The sequence below is a fragment of the Emticicia sp. 21SJ11W-3 genome, from assembly GCF_024138715.1.
GTDB lineage: Bacteria > Bacteroidota > Bacteroidia > Cytophagales > Spirosomataceae > Emticicia > Emticicia fluvialis.
The window spans coordinates 763,981-786,113 of the sequence record NZ_CP092074.1; the positions used below are offsets into that span (position 1 = coordinate 763,981).

At 41.0% G+C, this 22,133-nt stretch carries 17 protein-coding genes; 11 read left to right on the plus strand and 6 right to left on the minus strand.

Features of this window, described 5'->3' with window-relative positions; translation table 11 throughout:
• Positions 1-10: 10 nt before the first annotated feature.
• Positions 11-1,318 (minus strand): NCS2 family permease, encoded by a 1,308-nt coding sequence (locus MB380_RS03175; protein ID WP_253533258.1) that lies wholly within the window; start codon positions 1,316-1,318, stop codon positions 11-13.
• A gap of 85 nt (positions 1,319-1,403) precedes the next feature.
• On the opposite strand from MB380_RS03175, the gene MB380_RS03180 reads away from it, so the two are divergent.
• The 3 genes from MB380_RS03180 (at position 1,404) to MB380_RS03190 (ending at position 4,886) form a co-directional block, all read left to right on the plus strand.
• On the plus strand, positions 1,404-2,696 hold the full coding sequence (locus MB380_RS03180) for a Gfo/Idh/MocA family protein (RefSeq protein ID WP_253535514.1): 1,293 nt from the start codon (positions 1,404-1,406) through the stop codon (positions 2,694-2,696).
• A 193-nt stretch (positions 2,697-2,889) separates the two neighbouring features.
• Positions 2,890-4,293, plus strand: a complete 1,404-nt coding sequence (locus MB380_RS03185) for an AAA family ATPase (protein ID WP_253533260.1) — start codon at positions 2,890-2,892, stop codon at positions 4,291-4,293.
• Between the two features lie 107 nt (positions 4,294-4,400).
• Positions 4,401-4,886, plus strand: a complete 486-nt coding sequence (locus MB380_RS03190; RefSeq protein ID WP_253533262.1) for a hypothetical protein — start codon at positions 4,401-4,403, stop codon at positions 4,884-4,886.
• A 24-nt stretch (positions 4,887-4,910) separates the two neighbouring features.
• Here the strand turns inward: MB380_RS03190 and MB380_RS03195 are convergent, their stop codons facing one another.
• The 3 genes from MB380_RS03195 to MB380_RS03205 all read right to left on the minus strand — a co-directional run bounded on the left by MB380_RS03195 (position 4,911) and on the right by MB380_RS03205 (position 7,279).
• Positions 4,911-5,774, minus strand: coding sequence for a helix-turn-helix domain-containing protein (locus tag MB380_RS03195; RefSeq protein ID WP_253533264.1), 864 nt, complete (start codon positions 5,772-5,774; stop codon positions 4,911-4,913).
• Positions 5,775-5,907: 133 nt separating this feature from the next.
• Complete coding sequence (locus tag MB380_RS03200; protein WP_253533266.1) at positions 5,908-6,816, minus strand: alpha/beta fold hydrolase; 909 nt, start codon at positions 6,814-6,816, stop codon at positions 5,908-5,910.
• Positions 6,817-6,868: 52 nt separating this feature from the next.
• Positions 6,869-7,279, minus strand: a complete 411-nt coding sequence (locus MB380_RS03205; protein WP_253533268.1) for an OsmC family protein — start codon at positions 7,277-7,279, stop codon at positions 6,869-6,871.
• A 281-nt stretch (positions 7,280-7,560) separates the two neighbouring features.
• Here MB380_RS03205 and MB380_RS03210 point away from each other — a divergent pair, with 281 nt between their 5' ends.
• A complete protein-coding gene (locus MB380_RS03210; protein ID WP_253533270.1) occupies positions 7,561-8,094 on the plus strand; it encodes a hypothetical protein in 534 nt (177 codons plus the stop codon).
• 120 nt (positions 8,095-8,214) lie between these two features.
• Here MB380_RS03210 and MB380_RS03215 read toward each other — a convergent pair whose 3' ends face one another.
• Entirely contained in the window at positions 8,215-8,922 is a 708-nt protein-coding gene (locus MB380_RS03215) for an NrtR DNA-binding winged helix domain-containing protein (protein ID WP_253535516.1), read from the minus strand.
• Between the two features lie 121 nt (positions 8,923-9,043).
• On the opposite strand from MB380_RS03215, the gene MB380_RS03220 reads away from it, so the two are divergent.
• Entirely contained in the window at positions 9,044-9,991 is a 948-nt protein-coding gene (locus MB380_RS03220) for an ABC transporter ATP-binding protein (protein ID WP_253533272.1), read from the plus strand.
• A gap of 86 nt (positions 9,992-10,077) precedes the next feature.
• Complete coding sequence (hisB, locus tag MB380_RS03225; protein WP_253533274.1) at positions 10,078-11,193, plus strand: bifunctional histidinol-phosphatase/imidazoleglycerol-phosphate dehydratase HisB; 1,116 nt, start codon at positions 10,078-10,080, stop codon at positions 11,191-11,193.
• A 115-nt stretch (positions 11,194-11,308) separates the two neighbouring features.
• Here the strand turns inward: hisB and ruvC are convergent, their stop codons facing one another.
• Positions 11,309-11,869 (minus strand): crossover junction endodeoxyribonuclease RuvC, encoded by a 561-nt coding sequence (gene ruvC, locus MB380_RS03230; protein WP_253533276.1) that lies wholly within the window; start codon positions 11,867-11,869, stop codon positions 11,309-11,311.
• Between the two features lie 2 nt (positions 11,870-11,871).
• Between ruvC and MB380_RS03235 the strand changes: the two genes are divergently transcribed.
• From MB380_RS03235 to MB380_RS03255, 5 genes are all read left to right on the plus strand, one after another.
• On the plus strand, positions 11,872-12,873 hold the full coding sequence (locus tag MB380_RS03235) for a lysylphosphatidylglycerol synthase domain-containing protein (protein ID WP_253533278.1): 1,002 nt from the start codon (positions 11,872-11,874) through the stop codon (positions 12,871-12,873).
• A gap of 24 nt (positions 12,874-12,897) precedes the next feature.
• Positions 12,898-14,049: a glycosyltransferase gene (locus MB380_RS03240; RefSeq protein ID WP_253533280.1), complete on the plus strand. Its 1,152-nt coding sequence runs from the start codon at positions 12,898-12,900 to the stop codon at positions 14,047-14,049.
• Entirely contained in the window at positions 14,015-15,295 is a 1,281-nt protein-coding gene (locus MB380_RS03245; RefSeq protein ID WP_310587364.1) for a dipeptidase, read from the plus strand. The genes MB380_RS03240 and MB380_RS03245 overlap by 35 nt, the downstream gene beginning before the upstream one ends.
• 786 nt (positions 15,296-16,081) lie before the next feature.
• Entirely contained in the window at positions 16,082-19,342 is a 3,261-nt protein-coding gene (locus MB380_RS03250; protein ID WP_253533282.1) for a TonB-dependent receptor, read from the plus strand.
• Between the two features lie 24 nt (positions 19,343-19,366).
• Positions 19,367-21,088 carry a RagB/SusD family nutrient uptake outer membrane protein gene (locus MB380_RS03255; protein WP_253533284.1) on the plus strand — a complete coding sequence of 574 codons (1,722 nt, stop codon included), beginning with the start codon at positions 19,367-19,369 and terminating at the stop codon, positions 21,086-21,088.
• The last annotated feature ends 1,045 nt before the right edge of the window (positions 21,089-22,133 follow it).

Consider the following 22,133-nt stretch of genomic DNA (forward strand, 5'->3'; position numbering starts at 1 on the left):
TTATGCGGTATTAATGACCCAGATACAAGGCCCAAAGTGCGAAAATATCTATTATTATTAATGTATACGAAACTTCCTTCGACTTTCCGGTAATCAGCTTAATGATGGTCCATGACAGAAACCCCCAGATGATTCCCTGCGTAATAGAGTATGTGAAAGGAATCAGTACCATAGCCAGAAAGGCAGGAATAGCATCATCAAGTTTATCCCAGTTTATTTTAATAATGGGTTTTATCATTAAAACACCGACTATTATCAGCGCAGGAGCCGTAGCAATGGCCGGAATGATGCTAAGCAGAGGAGACAAAAACATGAAGGGCAAAAACAGTATGCCGGCAGTTATGGCGGTTATACCCGTGCGCCCTCCCTGGCTGATACCCACGGCAGATTCAATATAAGCCGTACCCGGGCTTGTGCCTAGTAGCCCACCCAGTGTGGTAGCCACTGCATCTGTTAATAATGATTGTTTAATATTGCGGGGTTCTCCATCTGCGTCGTATAAATCAGCAGCTTCGGCTACTCCTACAAAGGTAGAGAGGCTATCGAACAAATCGGTGAAAACAAAAGCAAATATGACCGGTATGAGGCTTATTTTCAGTGAATTAATTATGTCTAGCTGAAATAATAAACTGAAATCAGGCGCAGCAAATACTCCCTGCCAGGTTACCAGTGTCGCCTGCCCGAAATTAATGGCTGAGGCATCGCCCCACCAACGGCCTACAGGTATGGCCAGCAGGGTGGTAGCAAGAATACCCATAATAATGCCGCCCTGCACACGCTTTACCAGTAAAACCATGGTAATGGCAAGGCCTGTCAGAAAAGTGATAATGATAGGGTTGTGCAGGTTAGTGATGCCAATGATGGTGGCTGGATTGGGTACAATAAATTTGGCATTGGCAAAGCCAATAAGTGTAATGAACAGCCCTATACCTGCCGAAATGGCATAGCGCAAAGGTTTGGGAATAGCCTTAACAATTTGAGACCTGATATTGAAAACTGATAAAAACAAAAACAGTACACCTGCCCAGAAAACCGCCCCCAGTGCCACCTGATACGAAATACCCATGCCTTTTACGGCTGTAAAGGTAAAAAAGGCATTCATGCCCATTCCGGGCGCTACCACAATGGGGTTTCGGGCATAGATACCCATCATCAGGCTACAGAAAAACGAGAGCAGAACCGTGGCAGTAAGCACACCGTTAAACGGCATACCGGCCTGGCTCAGAATAGCCGGGTTTACCACAATGATATACATAGTTGCCAGAAAAGTAGAAACACCGGCGAGGATTTCGGTTTTGAGCTGAGGTTTCGTAGGCATTGTGCAATCTTTTATAAATTGTTTTGCAAGATAAAGCGATAAAACTTAATTTTCTGAAATTCTATTCAAAACACTTAATTAAATGATGAATCGTAAAGAATTTATTCGCACTTCTGCATTGGCAACGGGGGCGCTTGTCTCCCGTCCGCTTATAACTTATGCCTCACAGGCCAGATATAAAACGGCTTTGATTGGCTCAGGATGGTGGGGAACCAACATCGTTAGAGAGGCTATCAAATCAGGCGAATGCCAGATTGTAGCCATTTGTGACGTAGACGACAAACAAATTAAGCAATGCCTGGGTGAAATAGGGAAACTGACCAACGACCAACCTAAGATTTACAAAAACTATCAGGAACTTTTGCAAAAAGAGAAACCTGAAATTGTAATAAATGCCACACCCGACCACTGGCATGCGCTGATAGCCATTGATGCCATGAAAGCCGGTGCGCACGTGTATCTGGAAAAACCTATCGGGCATACCATCAATGAGGGTAAGGCCATTGTAAAAACTGCCCGCGATACACAGAGAATCTGCATTACAGGGTTTCACCGTCGGTATTCGCCACATAACGTGAGCGGGCAAGAGTTTCTGAAGTCGGGTAAGGTAGGTAAAATAAAAGAAGTGCGTGCTTTTGTAACCTATGGCTTTGGCCAGGGTAAAATGATACCTGACGAGCCAACCCCAGCCGGTATTGACTGGAACATGTGGTGTGGCCCGGCACCTCTGGTGCCGTATAATCCGGCCATACATCCGCGCAGTTGGCGAAACCACGTTGAGTTTGCCAACGGCACCGTAGGCGACTGGGGCCCACACTGGTTTGACCAGATATTGTGGTGGACAGACGAAATTGGCCCGAAGAAAGTGTTTTCAATAGCCACAGATAAGTTCAATACAAACAATAACAATGCCCCTGAAAGCCAGATAGTAGTGTATGATTTTGAGGACTTTACCTGCACCTGGGAGCACAGCACTTTGAACGGTAGACCGACCTCAAAAAGTGAAAATGTGGGTGTGTATTTTCATGGAACCGAAGGTACCTTTCACATGGGATGGATGAGCGGCTGGACGTTTTATCCGCGTGATACCCGAAAAGAGGTGATTCATCAGAATCCGGTGCTGAATATGCCTGACCAACAGAACATAGACCTGGTTTTTGCCGATTTGCTAAAGTCAATTAAAAGTAAAGAACTGCCATTTGCTGATATTCTGAAAGGCCACAGAGCTACCAACATGAGCTTATTGGGAATGGCGGCTTTGAAGGCAGGTAAAAGCCTTGAATGGGATGCCCGCAAAGAGGTATTCACTAACGACACGGCTGCCAACAAGTATCTGAGCCGCCAGTATAGAAATGGCTGGGTGTATCCGAAAGCCTGATAATAGCGATTCTAAAAATTTTTATTAACAAGAGGCAAGTCTGTTATCAGGCATGCCTCTTGTGTTTTTAATACCTCTTTTTCTATCAGGTAAATTCAGGACCTGTTCCTGCTTTTCGTGCTGCTCATCATTTATTCTATTGTTTTAAACTAAATTATAGGCGTAATTTAGACCAACAAATTATCTGAATGAAATGCCGACCTACGGACAAATCAAGCGACAAATAGATTTAAACCCTTTTGCTATTCTCATGCTCCGCAATGAATTAAAGGCGCTGCCTGAGATTATTATGGAAGACGAATACATTGATGCCTCTGTACATGGCTACTGGAATAACCGCCATGCCCTGTTACTGGCTACCACGCAAAGAATTTTGCTGGTTGACAGCGACACACAAGGTGATGTGGAAGTTATAGAATTTCCTTACGATAACACTGTTACCGTGCGTTGCCCCACACCCGACTCGGTGGTGTTTGGAACCGAAACCAGAAAAATAAGGATTGATAACACCATTGAAGAATATATAGCAGCTTTTTATAAGGTGGTGAATGACAGGTTGGATGGCAAAGAACCACAGATTTACCGTGAGCGTGATATTTACTCAAAGGTTAGCAAAGAGCAGCAGGATTATCCGGAGCAACCACAACAGGAGCAAGGCAGTAATCCTTTCCATGTGCTTTTAAAAGGGCTGGATGGTATCACTAAAATGATTAATCCGGATGTGCGGGTGAGTCAGTCTGATAAAACGGCTGAGAAGCCTACTGCCCACAGCCAGCCTGCCGAACCCGAAAAAACTCTGGACGAATTGCTGGCAGAACTGAATGCACTGATTGGCTTGCAGGATGTAAAAGATGAAGTTAGCAGCCTTGTGAATGTGCTGAAGGTTGAAAAAATAAGAAAAGAACAGGGTATAAAAGTGCCTGAGCGCTCGTTACACATGGTTTTTCATGGCAACCCCGGCACGGGTAAAACCACCATTGCCCGTTTACTGGCCAGAATTTTCAAGGCTTTGGGCGTTTTAAGCAAAGGGCATTTGTATGAAACCGACCGTAGCGGATTAGTGGCTGGATATACAGGGCAGACGTCGCTGAAAACAATGGAGGTTTGCCAGAAATCGAAAGGTGGTATTTTGTTTATTGATGAGGCTTACGCTTTGAATACCGACGATACCTATGGCCCCGAGGCGGTAAACACCATTGTGAAGTTTATGGAAGATCACCGCCACGATTTTGTGGTAATTGTAGCCGGATATGAAGAGAAAATGACCGAATTTATTAATTCAAATCCCGGGCTGCATTCCAGATTCAATAAGTACATCGGCTTTAAAGACTACACGCCAGAAGAGATTTTAGAAATATTTCTGATACAGGCACAGAAAGTGCAGTTGACCGTTGAAGAGGCCGCCAGAAAAAAAGCTTACAAGCTTTTCAAGAAGCTGTATGAAGGCCGCGATGCCTCGTTTGGAAATGGCCGCCTGGCCCGGAATGTCTTTGAAAAAACCTATGAAAAGCAAGCCAACAGGCTTGTAAAAGAGGGTGTTGAAATTGCCGACATAAGCCTGATAAAAGAGGCAGATATACCCGTGATAGAAGATTAACCACATCCTTCAAAAAGACCTGTTATCCATAGGGTAGTCCGTCTTTATAAATTTAATAGATTTTGTCAGGTTAAAGTATATTTTTACCTTATAAATACAGAGATAAGATGAGAAACACGTTCAACTACATAAAAAAGGCACTGGATAATAAAATTGGAATTCTTGAAAGAGAAACAGAGGTAGGCTTTGTACAATTTGGCAATTTCAAGACAGATGTGGCCGGGGTTTTTAAAGATAAGAAATACCTCTTCAAAAAGAAGAGCTTCTGGAGCTCAAACTACGTTATTTACCGCGACGATAACCAGCAATTGATTGGTGAGGTGATTTTTTCGAACTGGAAGCGCAAAGCTGAAATTAGCCTGGCTAATGGTGAAAAGTTTGTGATGCAGTCTAAAAATTTCTGGAGTACTCAATGGAGCCTTGATGATACCAACCGAGAGGTGGTAGATTTTGTGCAGACCAGAAACTTCTGGACAAATGAAGGAACTATAACAGCAGACGTGAAAGACAACGAAAAAATGGGGCTGCTGGTGCTGTTGAGCACTTTTGTGAACTTCGTTTATAAAAGAAGAGCTGCAGAAGCTGCGAGTTAAGTTAGAATCCGGACGAGCATTCTGCTATGCCTCTACGCCCATCAGGTATTTTTTCTTGAAATTAGAAGGGCTTTCGCCCGTCTTTTGTAAGAACTGACGGCTGAAATAGGCGGGGTCTTCATAACCCAACTGATAGGCAATTTCTTTGGCGGTCAAAGAGGTATGAATCAGTAATCGCTTGGCTTCCAGCATAATACGGTCTTTGATAACCTCATTAGGCTGAGGCAGGTTAAGGCGCTTAAATTTATTGGTGATGGTCTTGGCAGCCATGCTCAGCAAGTCGGCGTAGTCGGCAACGCTGTGTTTTTCTTTATAGTAGGCATCAACCAACACACTAAAACGACGGAAAAAATCAAGCTCGTTGTTACTTTGCAATAGTTCCTGCCCCAGGTGTTGTTTCTTCCATATCCGGGTCGATTTAATGAGCAATTGTTTCAGATAGGTACGAATCATTTCTTCCTGCGATGTATCGTTCAGACCGAATTCTTCATCAATACAATTAAAAAGAGGGTCAATAGCCATAATTTCTTCATCTGCCACCCGTACCATCGGCATTTTGTTGATGTTGTTGAACAGCAGCCCGTCGCAAGCTACTTCGGCATCATGAATTTGAATACAATAAAAATCTCGGTTATAAAAAATCATGTACCCTTCTTCCTGTCCTACAGTTTCAATATGCAAAAACTGATTAGGCCCAACAAAGAAAAGGCTATTTTGCGTGGTAGTGTAAACGTTAAAGTCTACCGTTAGCTGGTAACCTGTCGGAAGGTACAGAATCTTGATATAGGCTTTGTAAGCGCCATTATTGATAACTTTACTGCTCTCGTTGTTGACGTTTAAAAGACCCAGTTTTTTAAGACTTGCTTCAAACAGACTTTGCTTTAACATATATGCTCTGATTTAAAAAAGAAACCGGTTAAGTTGATGCTCTACTGCATACGAACTATTACTAAATGAAACTTTAAATGTAGTAATTAAATAAGCAGAGGCCATGTAAACCTCTGCTTATTTGATAGCAGTGTTATTGTCTGGCAAATTTTTCCAGTTCGGTGTTGAATTTGTCCAGCTCCTCAATGAAAAGGGCATGGCCGCTGTTTTCAAATCTGACAATGTAAGCGTTCTTTATTCCTTTACGAGTTTGTTCTGCCAGCGAAAAATCATTCAGTTTGTCTTTTACACCGTGAAAAATAGCTACAGGTATGGTTATTTTAGCCAATTGTGGGCGAAGGTCGGTATCACGCAGGGCAATTATCGATTGGGTTGCGGCATACGGCGAAGCCTCCAGATTGATGCCGCCAAGCCAGTTGGCCAGACCTTTCGAGATGCCGTCTTCAGTGGCAGCAAACCCTTTACCGAAGTTTTCTAGCAATTGCGGGCGGTTAGTTCTGCTCAAATGTATCAACGCCGCTGCGGCTTCATCCGAAACGCCATACGGATAATCGGCTCGTTGTTTCCATGAAGGAGATGCTGTTCCGAACAATGCCAGTTTAGAAACATGAGCCGCATTGTACTTAGCCACATAATGTGTTACTACGGTTCCGCCTAAAGAAAAGCCACCTAAAACTGCATTATTTATTTTCAGTTTTTCAAGCACCACCTTAATGTCATCAGAGAAAACATCGAAATCATATCTGCCATAAGGTTTGTCTGATTTCCCGAAGCCCCTCAGGGTGATACCAATAACTCTGAAACCTTTTTGAACCAGATATTGATACTGGTATTCATACATGGCGTCGCTTAAAGGCCAGCCGTGTATCAGCACAATGGGCTGACCGTCTCCGAGGTCGGTAACATGCAGTTTTACGTTTTTTTCAACCTCAATGTATTCTTGTCTGCCGGCTGATGCAGGCTTGCGGGTAACCTGAGCGTTGACAGAACTTCTAAATGCCAGACCGGCTAAAAGTGCAATGATTAAAGATGTGGTTTTCATTTTCTTACTTGTGTTAATATAGTTTCTGATTGTCATAAAAGTTTAATACTGATTAATTGAGATAGGCTTCAAGCGTAATCTCCAGATTATAAGCCTTGCTCACAGGGCAGGTTTCTTTTGATGCAAAGGCAATTTCAATAAATTGTTCCTGCGTAATACCCGGCACAATGGCATGAACCGTAAGGGCTGAACGGGTGATAACACCATTATTTAAAGAAACCACGGCTTCGGTGCTTAGCTCTTGAGGTGTAAAGCCTGCGGTTGTGAGGTCGGCACTTAATTTCATGGTAAAGCATCCGGCATGAGCGGCGGCCATTAGTTCTTCAGGATTAGTGCCTGGCTGGTTCTCGAACCTCGATACAAAAGAGTAAGGAGTTTTATTCAATGTCTGACTTTGTGAGGTTAGTGTACCTTTGCCTTCTTTGATTGTGCCATTCCAGATGGCTTTTGCTGAACGATTCATTTTGTTTTTATTTTAGATGATTTACTGTTTTAATTTGATAGCACAAAGTTCGGCTGAATTTGCAGGCCAGCCAATGCACAGATTTCTATAGATATTGTACTTTTTTCCTTTTGAGGGAATAATTTAAAAATAGAACTAGAATTTTATTGATTATTGGTGATTGGAGGGAGTTGGTAGAAATAAGTCCGGATTGAGTTTAGGAAGCTTATATCACTCCTCCTAAAATGGTTAGAACCCAAAGAATGAAATTAAACCCGTAGATTTAAGGAATACTAAGAGATATGACTCATTTAAAACGAAACCTTAAAAGTAGTTTTTGGATTGCAATCGTGTTTTACATAAGTTCCTGTAATCGAAGTACAGAAGAAAAGGCTTATCTTGTAAGTGCTGATATGCAGAGCACGCTGGACAAGACAATTACTTCTGTTTTGGCAAGTGTACCCTATCCCGATTACGTGACCGTATATTTCACAGAATCGGAAGCAAAAAAGTACATTTTTGTAACGCCTCATCGAGCTATAGAGAACATTAGAAGCAAGTATTATTTTAAGAAAGACGATAAGTTGATAATTGTAGCCTATAAAAGCGAGATATTAGAAAAGACGTTTGCGAACTTAGAATCTTCAAAGCCTGAAAGAGTTTTCAATTTCACTAATAACAAAGCAGAAATATATGATGGCAGACGAGTTGTTTTCGAGATTTTAAACAACAACAGTATTCAGGAGATAAACCCTACCGAAGAAATTCTATTATTAAATAATTATGGCGGTGTAATGTTTATTCCACCTAATAAGAAAGATGCTGACCCAAAGTAATTTGTTATGGTAATTGGAAAATTAAATTTTCAGAGCGCAAATGTTCCGGATACTTCTATTATACTTGCGTTAAAGCCTGAAGTTGAAAAACTTAATGAAAATCATTTAACGGCAAATCATCTACAACATCCCATCCGGGTTAGGTACAAAATTAAGGAAGGAGTCAGAATGTGACCGGTACTTTTCTGTATCGAGTTTGTAAAGAAATGCGCCTTTTTTAGAGAAACCTTTCTGTTTTTCTTTCAGTTTGATTAGTAAACCTGTTGAGAGTATTTTTCTGCTGAAATTACGTTTATCGAAATTACTGCCATAAATGGCTTCGTAAAGATTCTGTATCTGAGGTATGGTAAAGGTCTCAGGCATTAGCTCAAAACCAATCGGGTGAAACGCCGCCTTGTATCGCAGGCGCTCAATGGCCATTTTTATCATGGTCGAGTGGTCAAACAACAATTCGGGCAGGTCATGCATCGAAAACCACTGCGCTTGGTAGGTGTCTGAAATTTTCGTTTCATAATCCATCACATTCACTAAGGCATAATAAGCCACGGCCACGGTTCTTTCCACAGGGTCACGGTTTGGATCACCGAAAGCACCCAGTTGCTCCAGAAATACACCAGTTAGTCCTGTCAGTTCAAACAAAATACGGTTAGCGGCCTGGTCGAGGCTTTCAGAAGGATTAAGCCACCCACCCATCAGCGACCACGTGTCTTTATCGGTCTGCACCCCACGTTTTACCAATAATAATTTTAATTCTTCGCCATCAAAGCCAAAAATAATTGAATCGAGGGCTACCAGACATTTCGTTTGCTGCTTGTAAAGTTCTAACATCTCAACGGTTGAGCTTGCGGTATTTTTTAGGTGGTTCATAATTTATCAACAATATTAGGAAAGTGAATGCCGTTGCACAACAAAAAACAGAAAAAAGACATAGTTTTGTAATAAAAAACCCATGCCCCTGCTTAAAATACAGAATTTGTCCAGATCTTTTGACGACAAGAAGGCAATTAACAACATTTCCTTTGCATTAAGGAAAGGAGAGATTCTGGCGATTCTGGGCGAGAGCGGCTCAGGTAAAACAACCCTGCTACACCTGATTGGCGCATTACAGGAACCCGACGAAGGAGAACTGCTTCTGGAGGGTAACCGTATCACGCCTCCATCGCGCAAACTAATTGCCGGGCACCCTGATATTAAACTGGTACGGCAGGACTACGGCCTTTTTCCTAATATTTCAATTAGAGAAAACATTGCGTATGAACTACGCTACTATGAAGAAAACTACAGGAATAAACGAGTAGATAAATTACTAAAACTAAGCGGGCTTGATAAAGTGCAGACTCATTTGCCGCGCGAAGTATCCGGCGGTGAGCAGCAAAGAGCCGTAATTGCCAAAGCCATTGCAGAGCAGCCAAAGTTGCTGCTGCTTGATGAACCTTTCAGCCACCTGGATGCCGTTAATAAACGCAGACTGAAAACCGAGATTCTGCGGCTGATAAAGGCTGAGGAAGTGAGCTGTATTTTTGTTACACATGACGTGAGCGATGCTTACGGTATGGCCGACCGACTGGCAATTATGCGCAAGGGGAAAATTCTGCAACTGGATAACCCCCAAACGGTATACCAGCACCCGGCAAACAGATATGTAGCTGAAATAACCGGAGAAGTAAACATAGTTAATGAAGATTGGGTGGCAAAGGCGGGTATCAAACATCAGTTTGTACGTCCTGAACAAATCAGATTAGCCCTATTGTCTCCGCTTAAAGCCACTGTTTTATCGGTTAAGTTTTTAGGCAGTTATTATGAAATTTCGCTCAAATGCCTTGAGCAGGAATTAAAGATGTTCAGCTTTGAGGCTTTGGTTGTAGGGGCAGAGATTGGTATAGAGATAAAGAACTAAACACAATATGTAGTTTCCCGATTAAGACGCTATACAATTCGAAAAACCTGCCTAAATTGCGCAAAATTTTACGTTATCTTAAAAGCATGCAGAAAATTCTTTTCATAGACCGCGACGGTACCATTATTGATGAACCCAAGACAGATTTTCAGATAGATTCTCTTGAAAAATTATTCTTCCTTCCCAAGACTCTTTCCAACCTTAGAAAAATAGCTGAAGAAACCGATTACAAATTAGTGATGGTTACCAATCAGGATGGATTGGGAACAGCCTCTTTTCCTGAGGATACGTTCTGGCCGGCGCATAATAAAATGATGCAGGCCCTTGAAAATGAAAACGTGTATTTTGAAGCTGTTCATATAGACCGTAGTTTCCCTGAAGACAACCTGCCTACGCGCAAACCAGGTACAGGCCTGCTTACCGAATATATGAACGGTGATTATGACCTGGCCAACTCTTATGTAATAGGCGACAGGCTGACAGATGTGCAACTGGCGGTTAACCTGGGAGCCAAAGCTATTTTTATTGGAGAAAATCCTACATTAACACCAGAACAGGAAAGGGCCACAGCACTTGTTACCACCGATTGGGATGCCATCTATGAGTTTCTGAAATTACCACCCCGCAAGGCCTCAATTGAGCGCAATACCAAAGAGACAAAGATTAAAATTGAACTGAATCTGGATGGTAATGGGAAATCTGATATACATACCGGGCTTGGTTTTTATGATCACATGCTCGACCAACTGGCCAAGCATTCAGGCGCCGACTTATCTGTTTTTGTAGAGGGTGATTTACACATAGACGAACACCATACCATTGAAGATACGGCATTGGCTTTGGGAGAGGCGTATCTGAAAGCGCTTGGCGATAAAAAGGGGATTTCTCGCTACGGATTCCTTTTACCAATGGATGATGCTTTAGCACAGGTAGCCATTGATTTTTCAGGCAGACCATGGATAGTATGGGAGGCAGAGTTTAAACGCGAAAAAGTAGGAGAGATGCCTACCGAAATGTTCTACCATTTCTTCAAGTCGTTTTCTGATACCTCAAAATGTAATCTGAATATAAAATGCGAAGGGCAAAACGAACACCATAAAATAGAGGCCATATTCAAGGCATTTGCCAAAGCTATTAAAATGGCTGTTAAACGAGACCTGAAAGACCTCGACAGCCTGCCTAGTACCAAAGGGGTACTATAAAGACAAAGGGTTTGCAGCATCTGCAAACCCTTCGCTTTTTATAGAAACTATTTATTAATAATTTACTGAGATACTTAGGTGTGATTAAAAAAACATTCGCTAATTCACGATTAACTCATTTAACCCTATCCGGATTCTCACTGGCAAAGGCTGCCCAGCCTTTCTTTTTTGATGAGTTACCCGTCAGCGCTTTGGTTTTGGCGTGCATGTAATGGCAAATGGCCACACCAATAGCATCGGTGGCATCATAAAATTCGGTTTCCAGTTTCATTTTCAGTGTTTGCTCAAGCATGTAAGCTACCTGCTCTTTGCTGGCGTTACCATTGCCGGTAACAGATTGCTTCACTTTTTTTGGCAGGTACTCAACAATAGGTACATCGCGGTTCAGTGCTGCAGCTATGGCTACCCCCTGCGCTCTCCCCAATTTCAACATCGATTGCACATTTACTCCGTAGAAAGGCGCTTCAATGGCCATTTCATCGGGCAGAAATTCTTCAATCAGTTGCGTCATTCTTTCATAAATCTTCTTTAACTTCAGTTCATGTGTACTATATTTGTCGAGTTTTAAAACACCATATTGCAGCAGGGTAATGGCGCTACCTTGTACGGCAATAATTCCATAGCCCATAATTCTGGTTCCGGGGTCTACGCCTAATATTATTTTCTCTTTATTCATACATGCAAAATAACTCAAAAATCTTAGACTTTAAGCCTGGTTTCTGGTTATGGATGTTAAAAAATGTCCTGTTTGCAGTAGTGTTGTGTTTGGTTTATCTGCTATTAAAAGAGAAAGGAGGCAATATCAACCAAATGCTGCAATACCTCAGCCAACTTCCGGTAAATACATCAATGGTAGCTATTGTAGCTTTGATACCTGTCAACTGGGCCTTTGAGGCCTGGAAATGGCAGCGGCTGGCCGCAAAGGTAGAAAAAATCAGCTTTGGGGATGCGTACCGGGGTGTGCTGGCTGGTCTGGCATTAGGTAACTTTACCCCCTTAATGATTGGTGACTACGCCGGAAAAATAGCCATGTTGAAAACAAAGAAGCGCAGCGCAGGTGTTGGCGCCATATTACTCGGTAATGGTTTACAGTTGTATGTCTCTCTGTTATTTGGGTTTATCAGTTATCTTTATTTTGTGTTGGTGGCCAATCCTGAGCCTTTTCCATTGCATATAAGTGTGCTAGTCTTTTTGGGTATTTTGTTAATAATAGGTATATGGATAGCCTTCAATTTGCAGAGGCTTGATTTTTCAGCATCTAAAATGGTTTTCAGTAAGTATGTATCCAGATACCTGATAATAGTAAAGGAATATGGTATGACCGAAATAAGAGATGTTTTTCTGATAGCTATCGGGCGATACATCATTTTTGCCTTACAGTTTCTGCTACTATTTCAGTTGTTTCAAATCAAATTGGCGGTTCCGGTGTTGCTGGCAGGTATCGGGGTAATCTTCCTGACAAAAACATTGGGCGCTGCTTTCAATTTTCTGGGCGATCTGAGCGTTCGGGCAGTTACATCAATGTATTATTTCGGGTACTTCGGTGTACAAATATCATTAATAACCACAGCCACCTTTACTATCTGGTTTATTAATGTTTTGGTGCCGGTTATTGTCGGTAGTCTGTTTATATTGTCCTTGAGGTTATCAACCAAACCCACAGCGGAGTCTGTCAGTTGAGTTTATCTTTAATTTCTTTAATCTGTGTTAGCCACTAGTCTCATTATTGTTACCTCTGTCTACTTCCTGATGAATATCGGGCTTATTTTGATATGGTTATCAGGCAAGCCTTACAAAATACAGGCTGGCGGTAAAGAGCCTTTGGCTATATCTGTCATTATCCCGGTGCGTAATGAAGCCGCTAACATAATCCGTTTGTTGCAGGATCTGGAAATTCAGAGTTATCCATTTGATAAGTTTGAAGTTATAGTAGCAGATGACGACTCAACAGATGGTACCCTTACGCTTGTTAAAGATTTTCAGAGACAAACCTACATGAGGCTGTTGATAAATCAGTTACCTGCCAAAACCAACAATACATCGCCCAAGAAAAGAGCCATTGATGCATCTATCCAGTTGGCAAAAGGCGAATTAATAGTAACCACAGACGGCGATTGCCGTGTAGGTAAAAACTGGCTGGCGGTAATTGCCAGTTTTCAGGCCGAGACCGGGGCATATCTGGTAAGCTCGCCTGTTACATTTATAAATGATTCCAATAGCTTTTTGGCAAAACTCTGGCAGCAGATGCAAACCATTGAGTTCAGTAGTCTTATTGGTTCCGGAGCCTGCGCCATGCTGATTGGCAAACCCAATATGTGCAATGGAGCAAATCTGGCCTATCTCAAATCGGTTTTTGGTGAAGTTGGCGGGTTTTCGGGTAATGAAAATCTGGCATCGGGTGATGACGAGTTTCTGATGCATAAGGTAGCAGCCGCGTATCCCGGCAAGGTCAGGTTTCTAAAACATCAGGAGGCCATTGTAGAGACGCAGGCACATCAGTCTCTGCAATCATTTTATTATCAGCGCAAGCGATGGGCAAGCAAATGGAGGCATTACAACAATCCGGTAAATACTGCCTTGGCGGTTTTTGTTTTCCTGTCCAACCTTACTGTAATACTTACTGCGGCGCTTTACTTTTTACAGGTAATTTCGGCAGAAAAGGCCGTTATCATCCTTTTTACTAAATTTTCGACAGAGCTGCTATTTTTAATATTGATTCTTAGCTTTTTGAACAAAAAAAGACTAATTTGGCTCATCCCGGTTGTCCAGCTCATTTACCCGTTCTATGTTAGTTTTTTCGGATTGATTGCCCAGGGTAAAAATGAATATATCTGGAAAGGGAGAAAACTTCAATAAGCTAACCGCTCACCTAACGTATCAGATGAAACACCTGTTCCTGCTGCTTTTACTGCCAATGGCTCTTTTTGCGCAAAGTAAAAAAGAACAACGCCTGTTGAAAAAGGCCGATAAAATCCATGCACGCGCTTATACAGTAGATACCCATGCCGATGTGCCCATTAACATGTTGGAGATAGAGGGATTTGATATTGGCATAAAGCATGATTATAGAAAAGACGGTACACAGATTGATTTTCCGCGTATGAAAGAGGGCGGCATGGATGCCATGTTTTTTGCTGTCTATATGGCGCAGGGCAAACGTACTACTGAAGGAAACGCAGAAGCCAAAGAAAAGGCATTGAAGATATTCAAGGCCATTCATGAGGCCGTTAAAAAATACCCCGACATGGCCGAACTGGTAACTACCGCCAGAGAAGGATACGCCGTGCATAAAAAAGGGAAACTGGGTGTTTTTATTGGTATGGAAAATGGTTGGCCGATAGGGCAGGAGTTATCAAACCTTCAGCTGTATTATGACTTAGGCCTGAGATACATTACCCTTGCTCACTCGTTTAATAATGATATCAGTGATTCATCAGGTGACCCCGAAGGGGCTGAGCATAACGGCATAAGTAAGTTTGGAGAAGCCTGCATTGCCGAAATGAACAGGCTGGGTATTATAGTTGATGTATCGCATCTTTCCGATTCAGCCTTTTATGATGTTATGCGTTTAAGTAAGGCACCAGTATTTGCTTCACACTCTTCTTGCCGGGCATTAAGTGATGTTAAAAGAAACATGACCGACGACATGATTAAACTGATGGCTTCTAAAGGAGGTGTTATTCAGATTAATTTTGTAGCCGATTTCCTGAAGAAGCCTTCGGAGGAAGTAGCGGTTTCTATCCGTACACTCAGAATGCAGGCCATGCGAGCCGATGCTACGCCGGAAGACAAAAAAAGAATCAATAACGAACTCCGCCAGTTAAAATATAAGTATCCCGGCGATGTACCCAATGTAAAAACCGTTGTTGACCATATTGACCACGTAGTTAAGATTGCTGGTATTGACCATGTAGGTATTGGGATGGATATGGACGGAGGCAGCGATGTAATGGGCTGTGAAGACGTAAGCAAAATTAAAAACGTTACAATTGAGTTGTTAAAACGTGGATATACGGCCCGGCAAATACGTAAAATTTGGGGTGGTAATACCATGCGAGTATTGGAGGCTGTTGAGAAAACGGCAATCAGATTAAACAAATGAATCTAAATAGCCATGCCTATTGATTGGGGGGGGGCTGTTAGATGAAATGTTGCTCTATAAATTGTAAGATTTTTTTTCTGCCCGGTACAATCTGATATTTTTATGCCAAAAAAAAATGATAAATTGACATATACCGGGTATTATTGTTATCTTTGTTGAACTATAACAATACTAATATTTTATATAACAAATGTGGCTCTGGATAGGGTATTATATAAAATTACTTAGAAAAATTTGGAAGCCTTATTCAAACTTTTTAATATTGTAACCAAATGATACAATAATACTTTAATAAAAAACGTAAATATTTACATGGATTATATTATACATTAACTATCTGTGATTAATCTGGTTCTCATTTATTTTCTATCAAAACTTCATCGTTTAAGGTTCAAAATGTTAAAATCCGCAATTGTAAAACTAAAAAGTAAGCATTGATTCATTGCGGTAGTGTTTTTTAAAAATTAAGCAAAATTTAGATGAACCCCGACCTCGGCATCCTTTTTTTGCTCCTCTAATTTCCACAGCTTCATAACTCAGTAGTAGATTTATCAAAAAAACAGTTTAAGACGTCTGCAAATTTATTTGTTCCGGATGTTTCATAGTATTTTTATGCTTTTTTTAATTTATAAAAAAAACATGAAAAATTTGGAAAATTTAAAGCATGCTTCTATAATTGTGCAAAATACACTTATCAGGATAATTCAATACTTTCCTTTTTAAGTGAAAAACAAAAATCTTTAATTACAATTTATTTTTTACTTTTTTTTTAACTAAAACAAAACTATGAAACAAAACTACTTTGTGCCCATAAGGGGTGCTCTGATTTGTGGACTACTCTGGATGATGTCCATAGTAGCATTTGCACAAAAATCTGTCAGTGGTAAAGTAAGTGATGCGAGAGGGGAAGCCATTCCAGGCGCCAGTATCTCTGTAAAAGGAACAACAACCGGTACAATTTCAGATGCAGAAGGTAACTTTAAAATTAATGTGCCAACTGCAGGTGGTACTTTGGTAATCAGCTCAATTGGTTACAAAACTGTTCAGGTTGCTCTAGCTAATCAGAGTACATTGAACATTACTCTTGAAGATGATGCATCAGGTCTTGATGAAGTAGTTGTAACCGGATACACGGTTGATAAAAGACGTGAGTCTACCGGTGCCATCTCTACTGTAAAAACGAAAGACCTTACTACGGTTCCAAGTTCAAGTGTTGAACAACAGTTACAAGGTAGAGTAGCGGGTTTAACAGTTGTAACCACCAGCCAGCCTGGTTCTGGCAGCCAGATTCGCGTACGCGGTTTTGGTGCATTTGGTGGTAACGAGCCTTTGACAATTATAGATGGTTTGCCAAGTACCGATGCAAGTTATCTGAACCCTGAAGATATCGAAACAACAACAGTTTTGAAAGACGCCTCGACAGCTTCTTTCTACGGTGCCAGAGCTGCTAACGGTGTAATTATTTACACCACTAAGAAAGGTAAGAAAAATGCGAAAAAACTAAACGTAACTTATGATGGTGTGTTTGGTTTTACAGACCCGGGCAAAGGTCAGCAAATGATGAATCCACAGGATCAGGCAACCTGGACCTGGACGGCATTAAAAAACTCTGGAGCCCCATTGTCTCACCCTCAATATGGTTCTGGAGCAACTCCAATTATTCCTGATTACCTGAAAGTTGGTGACAGAAGCGGTGTTGTGGGTACTATCGATTTAGCTGCTGAAAAACTGAAATACAACATAACCGGGCCAACAATCGGTGATTTCTATCAGGTTATTAAAGCAAACAAACAAGGTACTGACTGGTATAAAGAGCTAACCCAAACCGGAACAATTCAAAGACACTCACTTGGCTTTGAAGGTGGTGGAGATGCTTCTCGTTTTTTTGTTGGGTTATCACTACTAGACCAACAAGGTATATTGCCAAGCCAGAGAGCCAAACGTATTGCCATGCGTGTAAACTCTGAGTTTGATCTTTTCAAAAACGTAAGAATCGGTGAAAACATCCAGCTTACGTATCTTCAAATCCTTGGCCGTCAGGGTGGTAACAACGGTTTGCAATCATCTCAGGATGAAAACGACATCCTGGCTGCTTTCAGAGCCCCAACAATCCTTCCGGTTCGCGATGAGTTCGGTGGTTGGGCTGGTACGACTGCACTTGGATTTGGTCAGGGCTCAAACCCAGTAGCTAACCAACAGGCAGGTAAGTTAAACAAAAACTTTAATGGAATTGTTGCGGGTAACTTCTACGTTGAAGTAGATGTTATCAAAGATTTAACATTACGTTCTTCTATTGGTGGAACTTACAACAACTCTTATGGTTGGGGGTATGGTCGTCCGATTTATGAAACCCTTGAAAACAAAAGTGTGGTATGGTCTTATAACGAGAACGCCCGCTTTAATTTAGCATGGACTTTCACCAATACCATTGCGTACAAAAAGAAATTTGGTATACATAATCTAGAGGTTCTGGCTGGTCAGGAAGCACTTAATACCGGATTCGGTAAGAATATTTCTGCTGACGGTCGTGCGCCTTTCTCTGGTGACCCTAACTATATTACCATTTCTACGCTTGATATCAGAAACCCTGCAAACAGTGGTAAAGAGAATGGCGTTAATTTTAACGCGTACTTTGGCAGAGCAGTTTATTCCCTAAAAGATAAATACATTCTTACCGGGATTATCAGACGCGACGGTTCTTCGCGCTTTGGTTCCAATAACAGATATGGTGTGTTCCCTGCAGTATCTGCTGCCTGGAGACTTTCAGACGAACCATTCATGAAGAGCTTGTCTTGGGTAAATGACCTGAAAATCAGAGGGGGTTATGGTACAATGGGTAACTCAAACAACGTATCTCCGGTTAACCAGTTCAATCTTTACGAACAAAACGTTGGTACATCAGGTTATGACATTAACGGTACGAACGCTGGTATAGTAGGCGGTTTCAGACAGTCACGCATTGGTAACCCAAATGCTAAATGGGAAACCAGTATCACTAAAAACATTGGTTTTGATGGTTCATTCCTGAAAGGTAAATTGGATGTTATCTTAGATTTGTGGCAAAAAGACACCAAGGACCTACTATATACCTTGCCAATTACACAAACAGTAGGCGGAGCTACCGCACCTTCAGTTAACGTGGGTACAATGGTAAACAAAGGTATTGATATTCAGGTTATTACAAGAGGCAAATGGGGTACAGACTTAGGTTATTCATTTGACGTAACCGGTAGTTTCCTTAATAACGAAATTACAGAAATTGGTGGAGGTCTTAAATACCTTCAGGATGTGAACCCTGGTTTCAGAGGTGTAAACCCTATACGTAACCAATTGGGTTATTCGTTATCTTCTTTCTATGGTTACAAAGTTGTTGGCTTGTTTCAGACGCAAGACCAGGTTAACCAGGCTTTGTTAGAAAAAGCAACACCTGGCGCTGCAATACCAACGCAAGTAGGTGCTGGTCTTGGTCGTTTCCGTTATGCTGACCTGAACGGTGACGGCAAAATTGATGCTGACGACCGTACCTATTTAGGTAGCCCGGTTCCTAAATTTACAGGTGGGTTAAACTTCAGCCTTTCTTATAAGAATTTTGAGATGCTTGCCTACTTCTATACTTCAATCGGTAACAAAATCTTTAATATGTCTAAAAGATTTACAGATTTCTATCCGTTGTTTGCTGGTGCTGCTATCTCTGAGCGTGTTAAAAACTCTTGGAGCCCTGAAAATCCAAATACAGATATCCCACGTTTTGAACAAAATGACGGTTTCAGTACTGGTTCTCAATCAAGCAGTTTCTATGTTGAAGATGGTTCTTATTTAAGATTCCAAAACCTTTCAATTGCTTACAATGTGCCTAGTGCAATTGCAAGAAAAATGAAATTAGGAAGAATTCGCGTGAATGCCGCAGTTAATAACTTATTCACAGTTACTAAGTATAGCGGTCTTGACCCTCAAGTGGCAGGTGCTGCTGATACTAACTTTGGGGTAGATTTGGGTAACTTCCCAATGACTCGTCAGGTAACGTTTGGTTTAAATGTTGGATTCTAACCTAAGTCAAATTAAATTAAAACAATGAAAAAAGTTAAAATATTAATTTCCAGCTTCGTCCTGTTTGCAGGGATGTACGCTTGTAAAGATAGCTTCCTGGATGTGCCTGCTACAGGTACACTCTCTAAGGACCAATTGACCGGTACTGCTGGTCTTGAGGGTTCATTAATTGCAGCTTATGCACAGCTGAGTGCGCTTAGCCAAACTCACTCTGGTCCGTCAAACTGGCTTATCGGAAGTATCAGAGGCGGTGATGCCAACAAAGGAACTGACCCGGGTGATGGTACCGAAATGATTCCGGTTCAAAGATATGAGTATGTATCTACTGATCAGGTGGCTGGTAACGTTTACCAAAGTCATTTTGATGGTGTAGCCAGAGCAAATGCAGTATTAAGTCTGTTGAAAGATGCATTGCCAAGTGTGAAAGAGGCTGACAAAGCAAGAATTGCAGCTGAAGCGCGTTTTATCAGAGGCCATTTTTACTTCCAGTTGAAGAGAAACTTCAATATGGTTCCTTATGTAGATGAAAACATTGGCGTAGCGAACGGAATTGAGAAAGTTAAAAATGATACAGACCTTTGGCCAAAAATCGAGGCTGACTTTAAAGCAGCTTATGATGCTTTGCCAGAGACATCTTCTTCGGTAGGTCGTGCTAATAAATGGGCTGCCGCAACTTACCTGGCAAAAACGTATTTGTATCAAAAGAAATATGCAGAAGCAAAAGCACTTTTTGATTTGATTATTGCTAACGGTAAAACAACCGGTGGTAAAAAGTATGCGCTGTTACCAAAGTATTCTGACCTGTACAGAGTTGCCAACGATAATAACGCAGAGTCAGTTTTTGCGGTTCAGGCAACTGTAAAATCAGGTAGCGGTAATAATGCTAACGGCGACTTGCAGCTTAACTTCATTCAAGGTGTTGACCCTGGTACCTGTTGCGGTTTCTTCCAGCCGTCGTTCGAGTTTGTAAACTCATTCCGTACTGATGCCAATGGTTTACCATTGTTGGATAACTCTTACAATCTTGACGCAAATGCAGTTAAAAATGATATGGGTATTAAATCTGATGAGCCTTTTACATTAGATGCTGGTCCGTTAGACCCAAGATTAGACCATTCAGTAGGCCGCAGAGGTATTCCGTTCCTTGATTGGGGTCCTCACACTGGTTTCAGCATGATTCGTAACCAACCTAACGGTGGCCCTTACTCTCCTAAAAAGTACATCTTTACTAAGGCAGAGAAAGCAGCAGGTTTGACAGAAACAGGAGGTTGGGGACACCAGACCTACAATGCCTACAACGTTACTATTATCAGATTTGCAGACGTTCTGTTAATGGCTGCAGAAGCAGAAATTGAAGTGGGTACTTTGGCCAAAGCTTTGGAATATACTAATATGGTAAGAGGTCGCGCTACTAATGCATCTGATTTTGTTTCAATCAACGGCCAACCAGCCGCTAATTACAAAATTGGTTTGTATAGCTCGTTCCCAACTAAAGAATATGCAAGAGCCGCTGTTCGTTTTGAAAGAAGATTAGAGTTGGGTATGGAAGGTTATCGTTTCTATGACCTTGTTCGTTGGAACGAAGACGTAGAAGCTATCAACCGCTATCTGAAATATGACCAGAAGTTTTTACCAGGTGCATTAGGTGGAGCGGTTTACACAGCTAATAAAGCTTTGTTCCCGATACCACAATCTCAGATTGACCTTGTAGGTTCTAGTGTATTAAAACAAAATCCTGGATATTAATATCTAAGATATAATAGGATTACTTCATATAGGAGATGGCTGACCGCCATCTCCTATTGTTTTTTAACCACCTCAAAAATTGATAATGGAAAATTTGTTGATTTTTTTGCCTTTTGATGTTGTTTTCTTGCAAAAAGGAGCAGAATATATTGGGAGAACTAACTGGTGATAAGTTAAAGAACGTTTACTTTAAAAACAATACTTAACGCTCGCGGAACCAGTGGCATTATAGTGATTAGGTTAATTAGATTGAAAGCAGACTAGTTTACAATTGTCAGGCGTTTGGGTAAAGTACAGGTTATAGAGATATAATAATACAAATCAGGTAAGATAATCAGGCTGAGGGAAAAGTAAGTTTCTTCGTTTATTGTAACCGTTGAGAAGTTTACAGATTCCCTTTTGATTGAGAGTAGAAAGATAAAAACAAAGATAGTAGTAAGATAAGCCTTGTTCGGCTGCTTTTATGCCTTGCTTTAAGCCTGGTTTTTAATTTTTTTTAATAAATGAGTTGCTTTTTTTAAAAAACACAAGCCCTAGATTAAAATTTATAAAATAAATGGAAAAATTTGGAAAAATTAAAGAATTGACATAATTTGCTCCCGTAATGGAAGAGAACGCGATAAACGCATAATTTTTTAACCAAAAACATACTTAACCTATAAAATATTCTGCATTAAGGCATTTTTATTTTGTCTGAAGCCTGATTTGTAATAATATATTTGACCTAATTTTAACTAATACTGATATAAGCCTATGATAAATTTCCCTTGCATCTACTCGTAAAGCATTTGGAATTCTCGGAGCTAACACTTTTGTATTTCAGGTATTAATACTGCCTGAGTTTAGATTATAATTTATAAGCGTATGAAAGATAATTTCTTTTCGTTCACTGCACGATAAATCCGGATTATCTTAATAAAAATAAAATTTTTAAGCATGGTAAAACAGGGGCTGAATGTATTTTTCTTCGCCTGTATGTTGCTGTGTCTAATGATTTTCCACAACTAGTTTTAAAACCCTGTTTTTTGTCTGATTTTTTAAGCGT